This is a genomic window from Microbacterium mcarthurae, assembly GCF_046064585.1.
GTDB lineage: Bacteria > Actinomycetota > Actinomycetes > Actinomycetales > Microbacteriaceae > Microbacterium > Microbacterium mcarthurae.
In genome coordinates, this window is sequence record NZ_JAROCE010000004.1 from 51,790 (window position 1) to 68,318 (window position 16,529).

Below are 16,529 nucleotides of genomic sequence, written 5' to 3' on the forward strand. Positions count from 1 at the left end.
CTGACCCGCGATGCGTGACAGACTCTGCTCGAAGGTCGGATGCGCCCGCGAGGCGATGAGCACCCTCACCTACGACTACGGCGACCAGATGGCGGCTCTCGGCCCCCTCGGACGCGCCGGCGACCCGCACGCGCACGACCTGTGCGCCCTCCACGCCGATCGGTTGTCCGTTCCGCGCGGATGGGTCGTCGTGCGACACGAGACCCTGCGCGCCTGAGAACCGCCGTCCCGCTCGAGCCGGCGAGGCGTCGGGCCGGCGCGGAAGCACCGAGGCGTCTGACTCACGCGTGATCGGTGAGCGAGGCCGCGCGTTCGTTCTCGAGCAGCAGCGCGCGGTACTCCCGATCGCGGCGCACCGACGCCGCGGCTCGGACGAGCGTCTCGGCGTCCACGTCCGGAAGGGGGGAGACGTAGGGCCGCACGGCCTCAGCGAGCCCCGCGGCCACGCGGGCCCGCGCCGCGGGCTCCAGAGCCTCGGCCCCGCGCACGAACTGGGCCATGCGCGCGGCCAGCCGGTCGGGGAGGCGCGAGACGTCGGCGACCGCCGCCCATCCCTCCAGCCCCGGGGGGATGCCAGGCGCCGCCGGCGGCAGCGGTCGGGTCCGCGTGCGCTCGCATGCCGTCCCGGCGAGCAGATCGCCGAGCCGCTGCGCCCGGGGCGTGAACATGCCCACGATCGCGGCGATGCCCCCGAGCGTGAACCACAGCTCCAGCACGCCGACCAGGGCGCGGATGAAGGCCTGACGGAAACCGGCGGCACCGCCGTCGACGCGGACGATGCGGCCCCCGACCGCGAGGCGGCCGAGGCTGCGCCCGCGCGAGAGCGTCTCGACGGTGGTGGGGACGACGACCATCACCGCCACGATCAGCACGATCGCGCCGATGCGGAGGGTGCTGTCGGGGATGGTTCCGCTGCCCACGAGGGCCGTCAGGGTGAGTGACCCGATCACGAGAAGTGCGACCCCGGCGGCCATGTCGATGAGGCAGCTCACCGCCCGAAGGAAGAAGCCGAGCGGCTGCACATCGAGCGCGACGGCCTCGCCGGTGAGGGTCTCGTCCGCCGCGGCGTGGACGCGGGAAGCCCGGGCTGCGGGGGGAGGAGGGGATGCCGCGGGAGAAGCCATGCGTACAGTTGACCATATGGACCTCGACGCCCTCACGGCCGCCCGCCGGCACGAATGGGCGCGGCTGGACGAGCTCGGCCGTTCACGACGCCTGACCGGACCGGAGGTCGACGAACTCGTCACCCGGTACCGCGCGGCATCCGCCGACCTGGCCGACATCAAGACCTCGGCGGGGCGCACCCCGCAGGGGGACTACGTTTCGATCCTTCTCGCCCGCACCCGCCTCCGGCTCACGGGTGTCCGAGAGAACGTGCTGCGGCAGGCGCCGCGATTCTTCCTGCGGCAGCTTCCCGCCGCCCTGTACCGGGTGCGCTGGACGACGCTGGCCGTTGCGGTGGGCTTCGTCGTCGTGGCGGCGCTGGTCGCCCTCTGGATCTCGTCGGACCCGCGCGCCGTCGCGGCCCTCGGGTCGCAGAGCGAACTGCAGAACTACGCCGACGAGCAGTTCGTGCAGTACTACCGCGAGAACCCGAACGCGATCTTCGCCGGCACGGTGTGGACCAACAACGCGTGGATCGCGGCCCAGTGCGTGCTGTTCGGTGTGACCGGCGTGTGGCCGCTCATGGTGCTGATGCAGAACGCCATCGGGGTGGGATCGTCGGCGGCCATCATGATCGCCTTCGACCGTTCCGACGTCTTCTTCCAGTTCATCCTCCCGCACGGCCTTCTCGAACTGACCGCGATCTTCGTCGCGGGGGCCGCCGGCCTCCACATCTTCTGGGCGTGGGTCGCCCCGGGGCCGAGAACGCGATCCGCAGCGCTCGCCGCGGAGGGCCGCGCGCTGGCGACCGTCGCGGTGGGACTGGTATTCGCGCTGGGACTGTCCGGGCTCGTCGAGGGCTTCGTGACGCCATCGATGCTGCCGTGGCAGGTGAAGATCGCGATCGGCGCCACGGCACTGGGCGTCTTCCTCGCGTACATGCTGCTGCTGGGTCGGCGCGCCGCGCGCGCGGGAGAGACCGGCGACGTCACCGAGTACGAGGCCGGTACGCCGACGCTGACCTCGGGCTGAGGCATCCACCATTCCTCACCACCCCGGCGCGTTGTTTTTGATTCATTCAAAAATAGCTAGGATGGAGGCATGCTCGACGATCGGACGGATGCCACCGCGGCCGCGCTCCTGCGCGGCGCGGGGTTGCGGGTCACCGCGACCCGCGTGGCAGTGCTGGGGGCCTTGCGCTCTCGGCCGCACGCCACTGCCGACGACGTCTTCGAGACCATCCGGGGCGCCCTGCCCGGCACCAGCATGCAGTCGGTGTACAACGCCCTCGGCGACTTCGCCGACGTCGGACTGGCGCGACGCATCGAGCCGGCCGGTCATCCCGGCATGTTCGAACTCCGGGTGGGAGACAACCACCACCACGTCGTCTGCACCGGTTGCGGCCGCGTCGACGACGTGGACTGCGTCGTGGGGGCCGCTCCGTGCCTCCACGCGCCGGAAGGAAGCGGTTTCCTCATCGAAACCGCCGAGGTGACGTTCTGGGGGATCTGTCCCGAGTGTCGAGCGAAGTCCGAAGCCGACAAACCGAGAGGATCCCGATGAGCGACACTCTGAACGGATGCCCCGTCTTCCACGACGGCCCCGCGCCCGACGACAACCGTCTGCCGGTGGGCGAAGCCCCCGCCGACAGCGAACCCGCCGGCGCTCTGCCGCACCCGACCCAGGGGTCGGCCAACCGCGTGTGGTGGCCCGAGTCCCTGAACGTCAAGATCCTCGCGAAGAACAACGCGCAGCGCGACCCGCTCGACGAGGGCTTCGACTACCGTCTAGCGTTCGAGGCGCTCGACCTGGATGCCGTCAAGAAGGACATCCAGCAGGTCATGACGACGTCGCAGGACTGGTGGCCGGCCGACTTCGGCCACTACGGCCCCCTCATGATCCGCATGGCGTGGCACAGCGCCGGCACGTACCGCGTGACCGACGGTCGTGGCGGCTCCGGCGCGGGAATGCAGCGCTTCGCCCCGCTGAACAGCTGGCCCGACAACGTCAACCTCGACAAGGCCCGTCGTCTGCTGTGGCCGATCAAGAAGAAGTACGGCCAGTCGATCTCGTGGGCTGACCTCATGATCCTCGCCGGCAACGTGGCGCTGGAAGACATGGGCTTCCCGACCTTCGGCTTCGCCGGTGGCCGCACCGACGTGTGGGAGCCGGACGACGACGTGTACTGGGGTCCTGAGACCACGTGGCTCGGTGACGAGCGCTACACGGGCAACCGCGAGCTCGAGCGCCCGCTCGCCGCCGTGCAGATGGGCCTCATCTACGTCAACCCCGAGGGCCCCAACGGCAACCCCGACCCGCAGCTGTCGGCGCACGACATCCGCGAGACGTTCGGCCGCATGGCCATGAACGACGAGGAGACCGTCGCGCTCATCGCCGGTGGACACACCTTCGGGAAGACCCACGGCGCCGCGAGCGACGCGAACGTCGGGGCGAACCCCGAAGCCGCCGACATCGAGGACCAGGGTCTCGGTTGGAAGAACAGCCACGGCACCGGCAAGGGCGACGACACCATCACGAGTGGTCTCGAGGTCACCTGGACCTATCACCCCACCCGCTGGGACAACGAGTTCTTCCACATCCTGTTCGCCTACGAGTGGGAGCTCTTCCAGAGCCCCGCGGGTGCGCACCAGTGGCGCCCCAAGAACGGCGCGGGAGCCGACATGGTGCCGCTCGCCCACTCCGAAGGCCGTCGCGAGCCCCGCATGCTCACGAGCGACCTCGCCCTGCGCGTCGACCCCGCGTACGAGAAGATCTCGCGTCGCTTCCTCGAAGACCCCGCGGCCTTCCAGGACGCATTCGCTCGCGCCTGGTTCAAGCTGACCCACCGCGACATGGGCCCGCGCGAGCGCTACCTCGGACCCGAGGTTCCCGACGAGGTCCTCGTGTGGCAGGACCCGGTGCCGGCAGTCGACCACCCGCTGATCGACGCGGCCGACGCGGCGGCGCTCAAGCAGCAGATCCTCGACAGCGGCCTGTCGGTGCAGCAGCTGGTCACCACGACCTGGGCAGCGGCGTCGACCTTCCGCGGCAGTGACAAGCGCGGCGGCGTCAACGGCGCGCGGATCCGCCTCGAGCCGCAGAAGAACTGGACGGTCAACAACCCCGAGCAGCTGGCATCCGTCCTCTCGGTGCTCGAGAACGTCAAGGCCGAATTCGACGCGCAGGCCGACGGCGGCAAGAAGGTCTCGATCGCCGATCTGCTCGTCCTCGCGGGCAACGCCGGAGTCGAGCAGGCCGCCCTCGCCGGCGGCGTCGAGATCGAGGTCCCCTTCACGCCGGGTCGTACGGACGCGTCGCAGGAGCAGACCGAGATCGAGTCGTTCCGGTGGCTCGAGCCCGTCGCCGACGGCTTCCGCAACTACGCCTCGCGCGAGACGCGGCTGCCGGCGGAGTTCCTGCTGCTGGACAAGGCCAACCTGCTCACGCTCACCGCTCCCGAGATGACGGTGCTCGTCGGCGGGCTGCGCGCGATCGGCGCGAACTGGGACGGTTCGGACTGGGGCGTCTTCACCGACACCCCGGGCGCGCTGACCAACGACGTCTTCGCCAACCTGCTCGACCTCGGCACGACGTGGAAGCCGCTCGACTCGGGCAAGCACGCTTTCGAGGGCACGAAGGACGGCTCCGGCGAGAAGGTCGGCATCGGGACGCGCGTGGATCTCGTGTTCGCGTCGAACTCCGAACTGCGCGCCATCGCCGAGGTCTACGCCTCCGATGACGCGAAGGAGAAGTTCGTCCGCGACTTCGTCGCCGCGTGGCGCAAGGTCACCGAGCTCGACCGGTTCGACCTGGTCTGACTCACGGCATCCGGAAGGCCCGTCCCCTTGGTGGGGCGGGCCTTCCGACGTTGTGCCGGGCGGCGCGGGCGCGCGGGCCGGGCGGGGCGGGCGCGCCGGGGCAGGCGGGGCATATCTCCTGCGGGGTGGCGAGGGCAGAGGTGGTGGATGCCGGGGTGGTGCGGTTTTGCAGGAGTTGTGCCGGCCGAACGGGGCCGATCAGCTGGGCGGGGCGGGCGGGGGTGCCGGCCGCGCGGGGGCCGGGCGGGGGTCGGGCCCGCGGGGGCGGGGCAGTCGGGGCATATCTCCTGCGGGGTGGCGGGGGCGGAGGTGGGGGACGCCGGCCTGGTGCGGTTTCGCCGGAGTTGTGCCGGTCGCCGGAGCGGTGCGGGCCGGGTCGGTGCGGGCCGGGTCGGCGTGGGCCGGGTCGGCGCGGGTGCATATCTCCTGCGGGATGGCCGGTGTTGAGGTGGTGGATGCCGGGGTGGTGCGGTTTCGCCGGAGTTGTGCAGGCCGCACGGGGCAGTGCCGGCTGCGCGGCGGGGGCCGGCCGTGCGAGCCCCAGCGCACGGGGAGAGCCCGCCCCGCGCGGGCGGGGTGGGCGGATGCCGAGGACTAGGCGCGGGCGAGGCGGCGCAGGCCCTCGTCGATCGAGACGGCGGGGGTCCAGCGCAGGTCGCGGCGGATCTCGGTCTGATCGAACCAGTGCGCGGTGGACAGCTGCTCGGCGAGGAAGCGGGTCATGGGCGGTTCGTCCTGGCCGGGCCGGACGGCCCAGACGCGCTCGACGAGCGCGCCCGCGGCCACGGCGACACGCGCGGGCACACTGAACCGGGGCGGGCGCACGCCGGAGGCGCGGCAGATCCCGGCCAGCAGATCGCCGACGGGCCGGGGCTCACCGTTGGTCAGGACGTAGGCGCGTCCGCTGACGTCGTCGACGCGCGCGAGGGCCGCGGCGATGCCGCTCGCGGCGTTGTCGACGTAGGTGGAGTCGATGAGCGCCGTCCCGCCATTGAGGAGGGGCAGGCGCCTGCGACGCGCACGGTCGAGCACGCGCGCGATGAGCTGCGTGTCACCGGGCCCCCACACCAGGTGGGGGCGAATGACCACGAGGGATGCCGCGTCACCCGCGCGACCGAGGGCGATCAGCTCCGCTTCGGCCTTGGTGCGGGCGTACTCGCCGCGCGCTCCGGCGGGGTCGGCGGGCTCGGCGTCCACTCCCTGCAGCGCGTGCCCGGCGTGGGCGACCGAGGGAGACGAGACGTGCACGATGCGGGTCACGCCCGCGGCGGTCGCCGCGTCCAGGAGCGTGCACGTGCCTTCGACGTTGACGGCGTGGAACTCCGCCGGGTCTCCCGCGAGTGAGACCTTCGCCGCCATGTGCACGACGGCGTCGACCCCTTCGACCGCCGCGGCCGTGGCATCCGGGTCCGTCACCGAACCGAGGTGATCCTCGGCTCCTGCGACGCCGGACGGACGTCGCTGCAGCGTTCGCACGTCGTGCCCCGCCTGCTGCAGCGCACGCACGACCGCGCGCCCCAGGAACCCGGATGCTCCGGTCGCGAGAACCTTCACGGTGCTGTCGGCCTCTCGCCGGCGAGCATGCGCTCGGCCCAGGCGGCCAGCCGCGACCGGTCGATCTTGGAGTTGTGGCGGATGTCGGTGGGCAGGGTCGGGACGACGAGCACCGCCGCGAGCGTCTGTGCGGTCGCGGCGCGCGCGACCTCCGTCAGCCCGGGGGATGCCACCGCCGCGCGCCGCACGCCGGGCTCGCGTTCGACCACGGCCACGACGACCTGGCGTCCGACCGGGCCGACGCCGACGGCTGCGGCGCGGACCACACCGGGTACGGCCTCGAGATCCTGCTCGACGCCGACGGGGGTGACCGGACCGTCGGCCGTCGTGATGACGTGCGGGAGACGTCCCTCGATCCACAGGCGTCCGTCCGCGTCGAGGTGGCCGACATCTCCCGTGCGGTGCCAGCGTCCCTCGAAGGCGTCGAGGTCGCGGCGGGCCTCGCGGTCGGTGAGGAAGAGCCGGAAGTACCCGCGCTTGAGGTGCGGTGCGCTGATCACGACCTCACCGGTGATCCCGGCCTGCGTCGTGGGCGCACCCGTGGCCCGGCCCTCGGAGTCCAGTGCCGAGATGCGCACGCCGCCCTGCCCGATCGGGGTGCCGACGCACACGCCACGATCGTCGGATGCCGCGGCATCCTGGATCCCGGGGAGGGTGACGTCGGCGACGAGCAGGCACTCGGTCATGCCGTACGGGGTGTGGGCGGTGGCGTTCGGCATGAGTTCCTGCGCTCGGCGCAGGAGCGGCGTCCCCACCGGGGCGCCGGTCGACAGGAACGTGCGCACGCCCTCGAGGGCCGTCCGGTCGGCGGCCGTGAGGGCGCCCGCGGTGGCCACGACGTTGCGGACCGCCGCGGGGGAGAGGAAGACGATGCGCGCGTCGGACGCGCGCACGGCCGCAGCGACCGCCGCGGCCGTGAGGGTACGCGGAGCCGACACGTCCATGTCGGGGGTCGCCGACCGGGTACCGAGCGCGGGGCCCAGAAGCGCGAACGGCGCGAACCCGGTGACGAGTCCCGTGTCGGGGCCCACCGCGAAGTGCGCGGCGAGAGCGTCGCGAAGCGACGAGAGCTGCCGGTGCGTGTACACCACGCCCTTGGCCGGACCCGTGGAGCCCGAGGTGAAGAGCACGGCGGCGTCGGCGTCGACGGGCGGTGGGGCGGGGACGGCGCGGCCGCGGCCGGCGCGGGCCACCTCGGCAAGACTCGCCTCGACGCCGAGGGCGCGCCCGGTCGCGGCGGGGAGCGACGCCGCCGAGATGCGGCGTCCCGGCCAGCCCAGGGTCCGTGCGGCCGCGAGGCCGGCGACCTCGCCGATCACCACGTCGGGCACAGCGCCGCGCACCGCGCGGGACAGTCCCCGGATGCCGAGCCCCCGGTCGGCCACGACGACGATCGCGCCGATGCGCAGACACGCGTAGAGCACGGCCGTGAGGGTGGGACCGGGAGGGACGAGCAGCGACACCCGGTCGCCGGCGCGGACGCCCAGGGTGTCGAGACCGGCGGCGATCTCCTCGACGCGGGTGGCGAGCTGTCGCCAGCTGACGCGCAGCGGGGCGCCGTCGACGCGCGTGGCCATGTCGATCACGGCCACGTCGTCATCGTCGCGACGGGCCGACAGCGCCTCCCACAGGGGAGCCGGGGCAGGTCCGTCAGGGGCGTCGTCGGCGGCGGAGCCTGCGGGAGCGGCACCCGCGACGACGTTCTCGGCCAGCCAGTCCAGGACCGCGTCGGCGTAGGGGCGTTCCTCGGCCACGAGATGACCCGCGCCCTCGAAGCGGTGCACGTCGGCGTGGGGGAGGCGTGCGACGAGATCGTCGAGGTGTTCCTCGCCGAACACGGGGTCTTTTGGCCCGCGCAGCAGCAGCGCCGGAACGTCGAGGGTGCGCAGGCCCTCGGCCATGCTCCGCAGCGCCGGCGTGCTCTCGTCGGCGGCCGTGGCGGGGATGTCCGCGACGAATCCGCCGATCCCGCGCCGCCGTCCGGCCGTCGCGTACGGCGCCCGGAAGGCCGCACGCACCGCGGGGTCGAGATCGGCGAGGGCGAGCGTGGTGTCGAGGAACGCGGTCGTGCCCGTGGTCCCGGCGGCGAGCATGCCCCGGGCCGTGGCCACACGCAACGCGAAAGGCAGCGGCGCCCCCTCGGCATGGTGCACGGCGGTGTTGAGGGCGATCACCGCGGCCAGGCGCTCGCGGTGCTGCACCGCCCAGCCGAGCGAGACCGGGCCGCCCCAGTCGTGCCCGATCGTCACGATGGGCGTGCGGATGCCGAGTGCGTCGACGAGACCGGCGAGATCGGCGATCCGCTGCGCGAGCGTCCGTCGCACCTCGGTGCGCTCGGAGAAGCCCATCTCGAGCTGGTCGACGGCGACGACGCGCCACGCGGCACCGTCGGACTCCGCACGCGCGAGCGAGGCGCCGACCAGCGCGCGCCAGAGATACGACCATGTCGGGTTGCCGTGCACGGCGACGATCGTGCCGGCCGGCGTGATGCCCCGCTCGGCGAGGGCCGGCCCGGTGTCGAGCACGTGCCACGTGCGTCTCCGGCCGGCATCCATGCCCGTTCCGTCGACGTCGACGAGGCGCGACAGCGACGGGTCGAGGCCGGGAAGCCCGGCGGGAGGCAGCGTCGCGGACAGACCGGTGACGCTCACCAGGCCAGCTCCAGCATCCCGGTGTTCAGCCCGGAGCCCACTCCCATCAGCAGGACACGGTCGCCGCGGCGCAGGGTCTTCTGCTCGTCGACCAGGGTGATCGGAATGGAGGCGGGGCCGACGTTGCCCAGGTGCGGGTAGGTGACCGGCACGCGGCCGCGATCCAGCTTCGCGGCGCGGACGATCGCCGAGGTGTGCACCGACGACACCTGGTGGGTGATGTACCGGTCCATGCCGGTCCAGGAGAACTCTCCCTTGGCTTCCTTCCACGCCGAGACGACGAGGTCGAGGCCGCCCTTGAGGAGCGCTTTGGCGTCGGTGAACATGCCGTCGACGCTGCCGACGCACAGGTCGTAGAACTGCGTGGCCGCGCGGGTGACCCCGCCGACGATGCGATGCCCCTCGGGATGGTCGCTCGCGCGACCCAGCACCGCGGCGGCGGCTCCCGACCCCAGCGTGAGGGAGGCGAACTCCTGCATGAACGCATCACGGTCGAGGTCTTCGCGCACGAGTCGGTTGATCGTGTTCACCTGGATCTCATCGGCATCCTCGCCGTTGACGATCAGCGCGTAGCGCACCTGCCCGGACTGGATCATGCCGGCAGCGAGGCTCATGCCGTTGATGAAGCCGAGGCACGCGTTGGCGACGTCGAAGTTGATCGCCGAGCTGGGCAGGCCCAGGCCGTGATGGAGGCGCACCGCCACGGACGGCTCGAGGTGCTTGCGCGTGACGGAGGTGTTGATGATGAGCCCGACCTCGCTCGGGTCGACACCCGCTTCGGCGAGGGCCTGCTTGCCGGCGGCGATCGTCGCCTCGTCGGAGGACTCGCCCTCGGCCCAGTTGCGTCGTTCCACGACACCGGCCACGCGGCGCAGGAGTCCGGGCTTCAGACGCAGACGCGACAGCGCGGGGGCCAGCCGCTCCTCGATGTCGTCGCTGGTGGTCACGCGGCTGGGCAGCACGCTCGCCACCGACACGAGGGCCACGTCGTCGAAGCGGGTGGTGGCGTTTCCTGGCAAGAGAGCTCCCGCATCCTGTGCGTAGACGGCTCAGCCGCGCGCAAAGGGACACATCGGCGGCTGGAGGGTATCCCCCAGAATAAGCCGCGTCGTATGCGACCGGGTGCATAGGGGAGGTGTGCTAGACCGCCGGATGCCGGGACGGGGCGTCAGAGGCGGCCGGCGGCCTTGAGCGCGAGGTAGCGGTCGGCCACGACGGGCGGGAGGTCGTCGGCCGAGGCGGTCACCGCGTCGCCGCCGGCGCGGACGATGGCTCCGCGCACGCGATCGGCATCCGAGCGCGCTCGCTCGATCGCCGCCGCCGCGTAGACCGCGGTGGCGTCGTCGCGGGCGGGAGCCTCGCCGGGCCCGTCGGTCGCGGTGGCGACCAGCAGTCGTGAGCGCGCCGCCACCGCGGGCAGGGACGCGAGGAAGGCCCGGGCGGCCTCCGGATCGTCGGCCGCGGTGAGGAGCACGACCAGTGCGGGGCGCTGCGTCAGGCCGCGCACCTGCGCGAACGCGGCATCCCAGTCGGTGTCGATGAGCTGCGGTTCGACGGGGGCCATCGCGTCGACGAGTGCCGGCAGCAGCTGTGCCCCGTCGACGCGGGTGACGCGGGCGCGGGTGACGCGGTCGAACATCAGCAGATGGACGTGGTCTCCGGCGCGGGCGGCGAGCGCCGCGAGCAGGAGCGCGGACTCCATCGCGGCGTCGAGGCGGGCGCCGTCGCCGACGCGGGCGGCGGCGGTGCGACCGGTGTCGATCACGATCACGACGTGCCGGTCGCGCTCGGGTCGCCACGTGCGCAGCATGGTCGTGCCCGCGCGCGCGGTCGCTCGCCAGTCGATCGAGCGCACGTCGTCGCCGCGGACGTACTCGCGCAGACTGTCGAACTCGGTGCCGGCACCGCGAATCTGGAGCGTCGTGTTGCCGTCGAGTTCGCGCAGGCGCGCGAGCCGCGAGGGCAGGTGCCGTCGTGCGGTGAAGGGGGGAAGCACGCGCAGCCGGGCGGGGACGGGGAGCGTGGCTTGCCGTCCGGCCAATCGCAGCGGCCCCTCGGAGCGCACGACGACGAACTCGCTGCGCAGTTCGCCCCTCCGGCGCGGCAGCAGCGTCAGAGCGACGCCGCGGCGCTCGCCGGGCGGCACGACGACCCCGAGGCGCTCGGGGGACGCTCCCGCGGTCGGCTGCCACGCGTCGCGCACCCGGGCGCGGAGCGTGCGGCGGCCGCCGTTGCGCACGCGCAGCTCACCCGCGACCGGCTGATCGCGCAGGGCTCGCTCGGGGAGCGTGCGGGTGATCTCGAGTGCGCGCGGGTCGGCCGCCAGGAGCGCGTCGGCCGCGGCGAGGAGGGCGCACAGCACGGCCCATCCCGCCATGACTGCCCACGCGGACGCCCCCGCGGTCGAGAGCAGCACGACCGGGACGACACCGAGCGCAACGAGCAAGGCCAGCCGGCCCGTGACGTACATCAGAGCGGGACGCGGGTCTGCTGCAGAACCGAGGTGAGCACGGAGTCGACCGTGACGCCCTCGATCTCGGCTTCCGGGCGCAGACGGATGCGGTGCCGCCATACCGGGACGAGCATGGTCTGGACGTGGTCCGGGGTGATCGCGGGGTATCCGCCGAGCCACGCCCAGGCCTTCGCCGCCGCGAGCAGGCCCGTCGACCCGCGCGGGCTCACGCCGAGCAGGACGGAAGGGCTCTGCCGTGTGGCGCGCGCGAGGTCCACCACGTATCCCAGGACGTCGTCCGCGACCACGACGGAGGCCGCCGCGCGCTGCGCCGCGAGAATCTCGGTCGGCGTGACGACGGCATCCAGTCCCGCCTCGCGAAGGCGTCGCGGGTCGAACCCTCCGGCGTGCCGGCGCAGCACGTCGACCTCGGCGTCCCGGCCCGGCAGGTCGACGACGAGCTTGAGCAGGAACCGGTCGAGCTGCGCCTCGGGGAGGGTGTACGTGCCCTCGTGCTCGACGGGGTTCTGCGTCGCCGCCACCAGGAACGGATCGGGGAGCGGTCGGCTCAGCCCGTCGGACGAGACCTGGCGCTCCTCCATCGCCTCCAGCAGTGCCGCCTGCGTCTTCGGGGGCGTCCGGTTGATCTCGTCCGCCAGCAGCACGTGCGTGAAGACCGGTCCGGCGCGGAACTCGAACTCTCCGGAGCGGGCGGCGTAGACGAGCGAGCCCGTGACGTCGCCCGGCATGAGGTCGGGCGTGAACTGCACGCGCCGGGTGTCCAGGCCCAGCGCCTGGCTGAACGATCGGACGAGGAGGGTCTTGGCGACGCCCGGAACGCCCTCGAGCAGCACGTGGCCGCGGGCGAGAAGGGCGATGAGCAGCCCGGTCACCGTGCCGTCCTGACCGACGACGGCCTTGCCGACCTCGGTGCGCACCCGGTGCATCGCCTGGCGCAGATCGGCGTCGCCCCCGTTCGCGGAGTGCGGTGCAGCACCGGGGGTGTCAGCGGGCGGATCGCCGGGGTCGGGGGAGCCGAGAGGACTGTCGGTCATCGGGGGGTCCTTTCCGTTCGGAGGGTCGCGCGCACGCTGGTCTCGAGATCGCGGAGGCGATCGCTCGCCGCGACGAGGTCGCGGTCCGTGCGGGGGAGGTCGTCGATCAGGATGCCGCGCACCACCGCGCGTTCGGCGCTCACGCGCTCCGCGACGGCATCCGCGAGCTGCTCGGCGGGGACGCGGGGCGAGAGCCCGAGGAGCCCCGCCAGGCGTCGTCGGGTCGCGTGCCGCAGCTCCGCCAGGGCGTGCGCGGCGTCGCCCGAGGCCGCGTACAGACGTGCCCGGCCCTCGGTGGTCTCGCTCGCGCGCACGGTGACGGGGAGGCGTTCCACGACGAGCGGTCCGAATCGGCGCCCCTGCCAGAGGGCAGCGGCAAGCCCCGCGATCAGCAGCAGCACCAGGGCGGGCGACACCCACGGAGGCGTGAGGTCGCCGATGGTCGGCGCGGCGGCGCCGGTGTCGGCGTCCTCGGGGGACGGGACGTACCAGACGAGGGAGGATGATCGCCCGAGCAGACCCACAGCGAGTGCGGCGTTGCCGTCGCGCGGGAGCGCGCGGTTGGTGACCACGGTCACACCGTCGACGGCGGCGACGGAGGAACCGTCTCCGCCGGCGACGAGGACGCCGAATCCGTCATCGGCGGGGTAGCACCCCGTGACGCCGTCGCCCGGCAGATACAACTCTCCGACGCGGGCGGGACCCGCCGCCTCCGCTGCCGCGACGTCGCACACCGGATCGACGGTGCGCTCGTCCACCACGCCGGCCAGCGCGGAGCCGCCGAGCAGGACGTCCAGGCTGCGCGAGCGCGGTTCGACCAGCACGACATCGCGGGCGCGGGCGGTGAGGCTGCGCAGCGCGTCGTCGGACAGCTCGGGGGCGTCCCGCATCACGAGGGTTCCGGGGGATGCGGTGAGCGCCCGCTCGGCGGCGGCGAGATCGCGCGCGACCGTCACCGTCACGCCCTGCGTCTCGAGCACGCGCACGAGGGCGCGGGTGCCGTCGGGCGCGGGGGATTCGGGGTCGAACGCGTCGCGCTGCGTCCACCCGCCGTACACGATCGTCGTCCCGAACAGTCCGATGACCACGAGGGCCGCGATGAGGACGGTCCAGCCCACGGCAGCGCGACTGCGCCGGCGCACCGGCGCCGGAGCGAGCGTGTCGGCGCTCATCGGTTGCCTGCCCGCGTGTCGGTGGCGGCCATGCGGCTCGCCATGGCTGCCTCGTCGAGACGGGTGACCAGCGCGTAGGTCTCGGCGGTCCCCGCGCGCCCGAGGTAGCGCACGTCGTCGAAGGCGCCGGCGCCGTCGGCGGCGGGCGCGGCGAGAGCGGGAAGGGTCTCGCCGACGGATCGGGAGAAGGCGCGCGCCGTGGCGCCGGGCGGCGGATCCACGATGCCGCGTTCGATGAGTCCGCGGGCGAACGCGCGGAACCGCAGGACCACGGCGTCGTCCCACTCGCGTCGCTCGGCTGCCGCTTCGGCATCGGCGCGCAACTGGTCGGCGGAGCGCGCGTCGTCGTGGTCGAACAGAGCCAGGGCGGGCGGCCGCGCCCGCGTGAGCGGACGGGGGCGACCCCAGATCAGCACGCCGGTGACGATGGCGGCGACCACCAGGACGGCCAGGACGACGAAGGCCCACGGGCCCCAGTCGCCCGAGACGGGGGCCGTGAACAGCGCTTCGATGGCATCCCGGACCGCGCGGGCCAGACGATCGAACGCCGTCGGCTCGGCAGCCCGGTAGACGGGGTCGGCGAGTTCGCGTTCCGCCCACTCCCGCGCCTCGTCGGGGCCGGGGAGGAGAGGGACGACGGTCGGCCTCGACCAGAGCCCGCTGCTCACGATGCGGACGGGGGGCTGCCGGGCGCGGTCCACGCGGTGGGCTCGGGCGGTGCGGCGGGCACCGGCGGCACGCTCGGGGCGGGCCACGCCGGTGCGGCCCACGTGCCCGCGCGGGGAGCGGCCTCGGCCGCGGGGCTGCCCGGCATCGCGGCCGCGCGAGGATCGACCGCGCGACCGGCACCCACCCGGTACGGGTCGGGGAGGTCGGACGCTCCCGCGTCGCGCGCCTCGACGTAGACCGCGAGATCGTGGTCGAGTCCCTCCACGCGCATGCGGGCGTCCACGTACACCAGCACGGCGGAGGTCGCCTGCACGACGACGGCGACGCACTGGACGAGCAGGATGCCGACCTGCCCGATGAGCTGCACGACGATGAACGCGATCAGGGCGCCGGTGTCGTCGGCGCCGGTCGGGGACACGATCGTCGAGATCCCGCCGGACAGCAGACCCAGAGGCAGGGAGATCACCTGCCCGATCGCGCCGAACGCGAGCGAGATGATGACGATGACCCCGAGCGTGGGCCAGAAGCGACGGCGGGTCAGCACCCAGGACCGCACGATGGCCCGACGGATGCCGATGCCCTCGAGGATCATCGCCGAGGGGACGAGGAAGAGCTTCGTCGCGAGCCACAGGTACAGCGGGATGAGCCCGAGGGCGAACAGCACACCCGTCAGGATTCCGAGCGGAAGCAGCACGAGACCGAGGAGCACGGCGATCCCGCCGAGCACGGCCAGCACCACCGTCGCGGCGAGAAGGGTCAGCAGCGCGTAGCCGATGAGCCGGAGGAACACCGGCCGCACCCGGCGCCACGCGTCGCGCAGCGTGGGCTTCTCGGCGACGACGGCCGAGGCGACCTCGGCGACGACCACGCCCTGGACGAGGACGCTCAGGGTCCCCGCCAGTGCGCCCAGGACGAGGGCGGCGACAGCCGTGAGGGCGATGGAGCCGGTCATGACGGCGTCGAACTCGTCGGTGCCCTCGACGAGGGTGTCCAGCCGCGCGAAGCTGGCGATCGCGACACCGGCCAGCGCGGCGCTCACGATCAGATACGCCAGGGTCTGCACGATCAACGCGAAGCCGAGCAGGACGCGGGGGTTGTGCCGCAGGGCGACGAACGAACGGCCGAGGATGGTGCCGAACCCGTAGGGGTGCAACGGCACGATTCCGGCGCGCGAGGCCGGCGTCCAGGCGGGATACGCGGTCACGATGACGCCTCCTCGGCGGTCTGCTGTGTCCTTCATCGTGTCACACACCCCGGGCGCGCTCGCCACGCTCGCAGCCTCGTCGACTACGCTCGGGGTGATGCGCCCCCACCCGCGGCGCACTGCCCGTTCCCGGACGGGTCCGAGACGGAAGACGTACACCCGATGACTTCACGGATCCTGGTTGTCGACGATGACACCGCGCTGGCCGAGATGATCGGCATCGTGCTGCGCACCGAGGGATTCGAGACCGTGTTCTGTGCCGACGGTGCGCAGGCGGTCGACGCCTGGCGCACCGAGCGACCCGACCTCATCCTCCTCGACCTCATGCTGCCGGGAGTCGACGGCATCGAGATCTGCACGCGCGTGCGGGCGGAGTCCGGCATCCCGATCATCATGCTGACCGCACGCACCGACACCGCGGATGTGGTCAAGGGGCTGGAGTCGGGAGCCGACGACTACATCGTCAAGCCGTTCAACCCGAAGGAGCTCGTCGCGCGCATCCGCACGCGCCTGCGTCCGGCACAGACCACGGTCGACGAGACGTTGCGCATCGGCGACCTCGTCGTCGACGTCGCCGCGCACGAGGTTCGTCGCGGAGACACCCCGATCGCGCTGACGCCGCTGGAGTTCGAGCTGCTGGTCGCGCTCGCCGAGAAACCGCAGCAGGTCTTCTCGCGCGAGATGCTGCTCGAGCAGGTGTGGGGGTACCACTACAAGGCCGACACCCGTCTGGTGAACGTGCACGTGCAGCGCCTGCGGGCCAAGATCGAGGCGGACCCCGACAACCCGCGGATCGTGACCACCGTCCGCGGCGTGGGATATCGCGCCGGCGCAGTGGCGTGAGGCCCGC

14 protein-coding genes are annotated in these 16,529 nt (G+C 73.0%); 5 read left to right on the plus strand and 9 right to left on the minus strand.

Annotated features, from left to right (window positions below; genetic code table 11):
• Positions 1 to 10: 10 nt before the first annotated feature.
• Entirely contained in the window at positions 11 to 217 is a 207-nt protein-coding gene (locus P5G46_RS12620; protein ID WP_022878762.1) for a DUF3499 family protein, read from the plus strand.
• Between the two features lie 64 nt (positions 218 to 281).
• Here the strand turns inward: P5G46_RS12620 and P5G46_RS12625 are convergent, their stop codons facing one another.
• Positions 282 to 1,124 carry an RDD family protein gene (locus P5G46_RS12625; protein ID WP_408905837.1) on the minus strand — a complete coding sequence of 281 codons (843 nt, stop codon included), beginning with the start codon at positions 1,122 to 1,124 and terminating at the stop codon, positions 282 to 284.
• A gap of 16 nt (positions 1,125 to 1,140) precedes the next feature.
• Here P5G46_RS12625 and P5G46_RS12630 point away from each other — a divergent pair, with 16 nt between their 5' ends.
• The 3 genes from P5G46_RS12630 (at position 1,141) to katG (ending at position 4,922) form a co-directional block, all read left to right on the plus strand.
• Entirely contained in the window at positions 1,141 to 2,136 is a 996-nt protein-coding gene (locus P5G46_RS12630) for a stage II sporulation protein M (RefSeq protein WP_408905838.1), read from the plus strand.
• Between the two features lie 69 nt (positions 2,137 to 2,205).
• The gene (locus P5G46_RS12635; RefSeq protein WP_408905839.1) at positions 2,206 to 2,667 is read left to right on the plus strand and encodes a Fur family transcriptional regulator; all 462 of its coding nucleotides are present in this window, start codon (positions 2,206 to 2,208) and stop codon (positions 2,665 to 2,667) included.
• A complete protein-coding gene (katG, locus tag P5G46_RS12640) occupies positions 2,664 to 4,922 on the plus strand; it encodes a catalase/peroxidase HPI (protein WP_408905840.1) in 2,259 nt (752 codons plus the stop codon). The genes P5G46_RS12635 and katG overlap by 4 nt, the downstream gene beginning before the upstream one ends.
• 594 nt (positions 4,923 to 5,516) lie before the next feature.
• Here katG and P5G46_RS12645 read toward each other — a convergent pair.
• From P5G46_RS12645 to P5G46_RS12680, 8 genes are all read right to left on the minus strand, one after another.
• Positions 5,517 to 6,476 (minus strand): NAD-dependent epimerase/dehydratase family protein, encoded by a 960-nt coding sequence (locus tag P5G46_RS12645; RefSeq protein ID WP_408905841.1) that lies wholly within the window; start codon positions 6,474 to 6,476, stop codon positions 5,517 to 5,519.
• On the minus strand, positions 6,473 to 9,127 hold the full coding sequence (locus P5G46_RS12650; RefSeq protein ID WP_408905842.1) for an alpha/beta fold hydrolase: 2,655 nt from the start codon (positions 9,125 to 9,127) through the stop codon (positions 6,473 to 6,475). Before P5G46_RS12650 ends, P5G46_RS12645 begins: the two co-directional genes overlap by 4 nt.
• The gene (locus tag P5G46_RS12655) at positions 9,124 to 10,146 is read right to left on the minus strand and encodes a 3-oxoacyl-ACP synthase III (protein WP_375094559.1); all 1,023 of its coding nucleotides are present in this window, start codon (positions 10,144 to 10,146) and stop codon (positions 9,124 to 9,126) included. The genes P5G46_RS12650 and P5G46_RS12655 overlap by 4 nt, the downstream gene beginning before the upstream one ends.
• Positions 10,147 to 10,295: 149 nt before the next feature.
• Complete coding sequence (locus P5G46_RS12660) at positions 10,296 to 11,597, minus strand: DUF58 domain-containing protein (RefSeq protein ID WP_408905843.1); 1,302 nt, start codon at positions 11,595 to 11,597, stop codon at positions 10,296 to 10,298.
• Positions 11,597 to 12,634, minus strand: coding sequence for an AAA family ATPase (locus tag P5G46_RS12665; protein WP_408905844.1), 1,038 nt, complete (start codon positions 12,632 to 12,634; stop codon positions 11,597 to 11,599). Before P5G46_RS12665 ends, P5G46_RS12660 begins: the two co-directional genes overlap by 1 nt.
• Positions 12,631 to 13,806, minus strand: a complete 1,176-nt coding sequence (locus tag P5G46_RS12670) for a DUF4350 domain-containing protein (RefSeq protein WP_408905845.1) — start codon at positions 13,804 to 13,806, stop codon at positions 12,631 to 12,633. The genes P5G46_RS12665 and P5G46_RS12670 overlap by 4 nt, the downstream gene beginning before the upstream one ends.
• Positions 13,803 to 14,474, minus strand: a complete 672-nt coding sequence (locus tag P5G46_RS12675; protein ID WP_408905846.1) for a DUF4129 domain-containing protein — start codon at positions 14,472 to 14,474, stop codon at positions 13,803 to 13,805. Before P5G46_RS12675 ends, P5G46_RS12670 begins: the two co-directional genes overlap by 4 nt.
• Positions 14,471 to 15,679, minus strand: coding sequence for a glycerophosphoryl diester phosphodiesterase membrane domain-containing protein (locus P5G46_RS12680; protein WP_239276575.1), 1,209 nt, complete (start codon positions 15,677 to 15,679; stop codon positions 14,471 to 14,473). The genes P5G46_RS12675 and P5G46_RS12680 overlap by 4 nt, the downstream gene beginning before the upstream one ends.
• Positions 15,680 to 15,841: 162 nt before the next feature.
• On the opposite strand from P5G46_RS12680, the gene mtrA reads away from it, so the two are divergent.
• On the plus strand, positions 15,842 to 16,522 hold the full coding sequence (gene mtrA / locus P5G46_RS12685; RefSeq protein WP_239276574.1) for an MtrAB system response regulator MtrA: 681 nt from the start codon (positions 15,842 to 15,844) through the stop codon (positions 16,520 to 16,522).
• The last annotated feature ends 7 nt before the right edge of the window (positions 16,523 to 16,529 follow it).

Excerpts from the sequence above, each read along its gene's own strand:
- P5G46_RS12620 (WP_022878762.1), top strand. The coding sequence starts at position 11 with ATGCGTGACAGACTCTGCTCGAAGGTCGGATGCGCCCGCGAGGCGATG.
- P5G46_RS12625 (WP_408905837.1), bottom strand. The coding sequence starts at position 1,124 with ATGGCTTCTCCCGCGGCATCCCCTCCTCCCCCCGCAGCCCGGGCTTCC.
- P5G46_RS12630 (WP_408905838.1), top strand. The coding sequence starts at position 1,141 with ATGGACCTCGACGCCCTCACGGCCGCCCGCCGGCACGAATGGGCGCGG.
- P5G46_RS12635 (WP_408905839.1), top strand. The coding sequence starts at position 2,206 with ATGCTCGACGATCGGACGGATGCCACCGCGGCCGCGCTCCTGCGCGGC.
- katG (WP_408905840.1), top strand. The coding sequence starts at position 2,664 with ATGAGCGACACTCTGAACGGATGCCCCGTCTTCCACGACGGCCCCGCG.
- P5G46_RS12660 (WP_408905843.1), bottom strand. The coding sequence starts at position 11,597 with ATGTACGTCACGGGCCGGCTGGCCTTGCTCGTTGCGCTCGGTGTCGTC.
- P5G46_RS12665 (WP_408905844.1), bottom strand. The coding sequence starts at position 12,634 with ATGACCGACAGTCCTCTCGGCTCCCCCGACCCCGGCGATCCGCCCGCT.
- P5G46_RS12670 (WP_408905845.1), bottom strand. The coding sequence starts at position 13,806 with ATGAGCGCCGACACGCTCGCTCCGGCGCCGGTGCGCCGGCGCAGTCGC.
- mtrA (WP_239276574.1), top strand. The coding sequence starts at position 15,842 with ATGACTTCACGGATCCTGGTTGTCGACGATGACACCGCGCTGGCCGAG.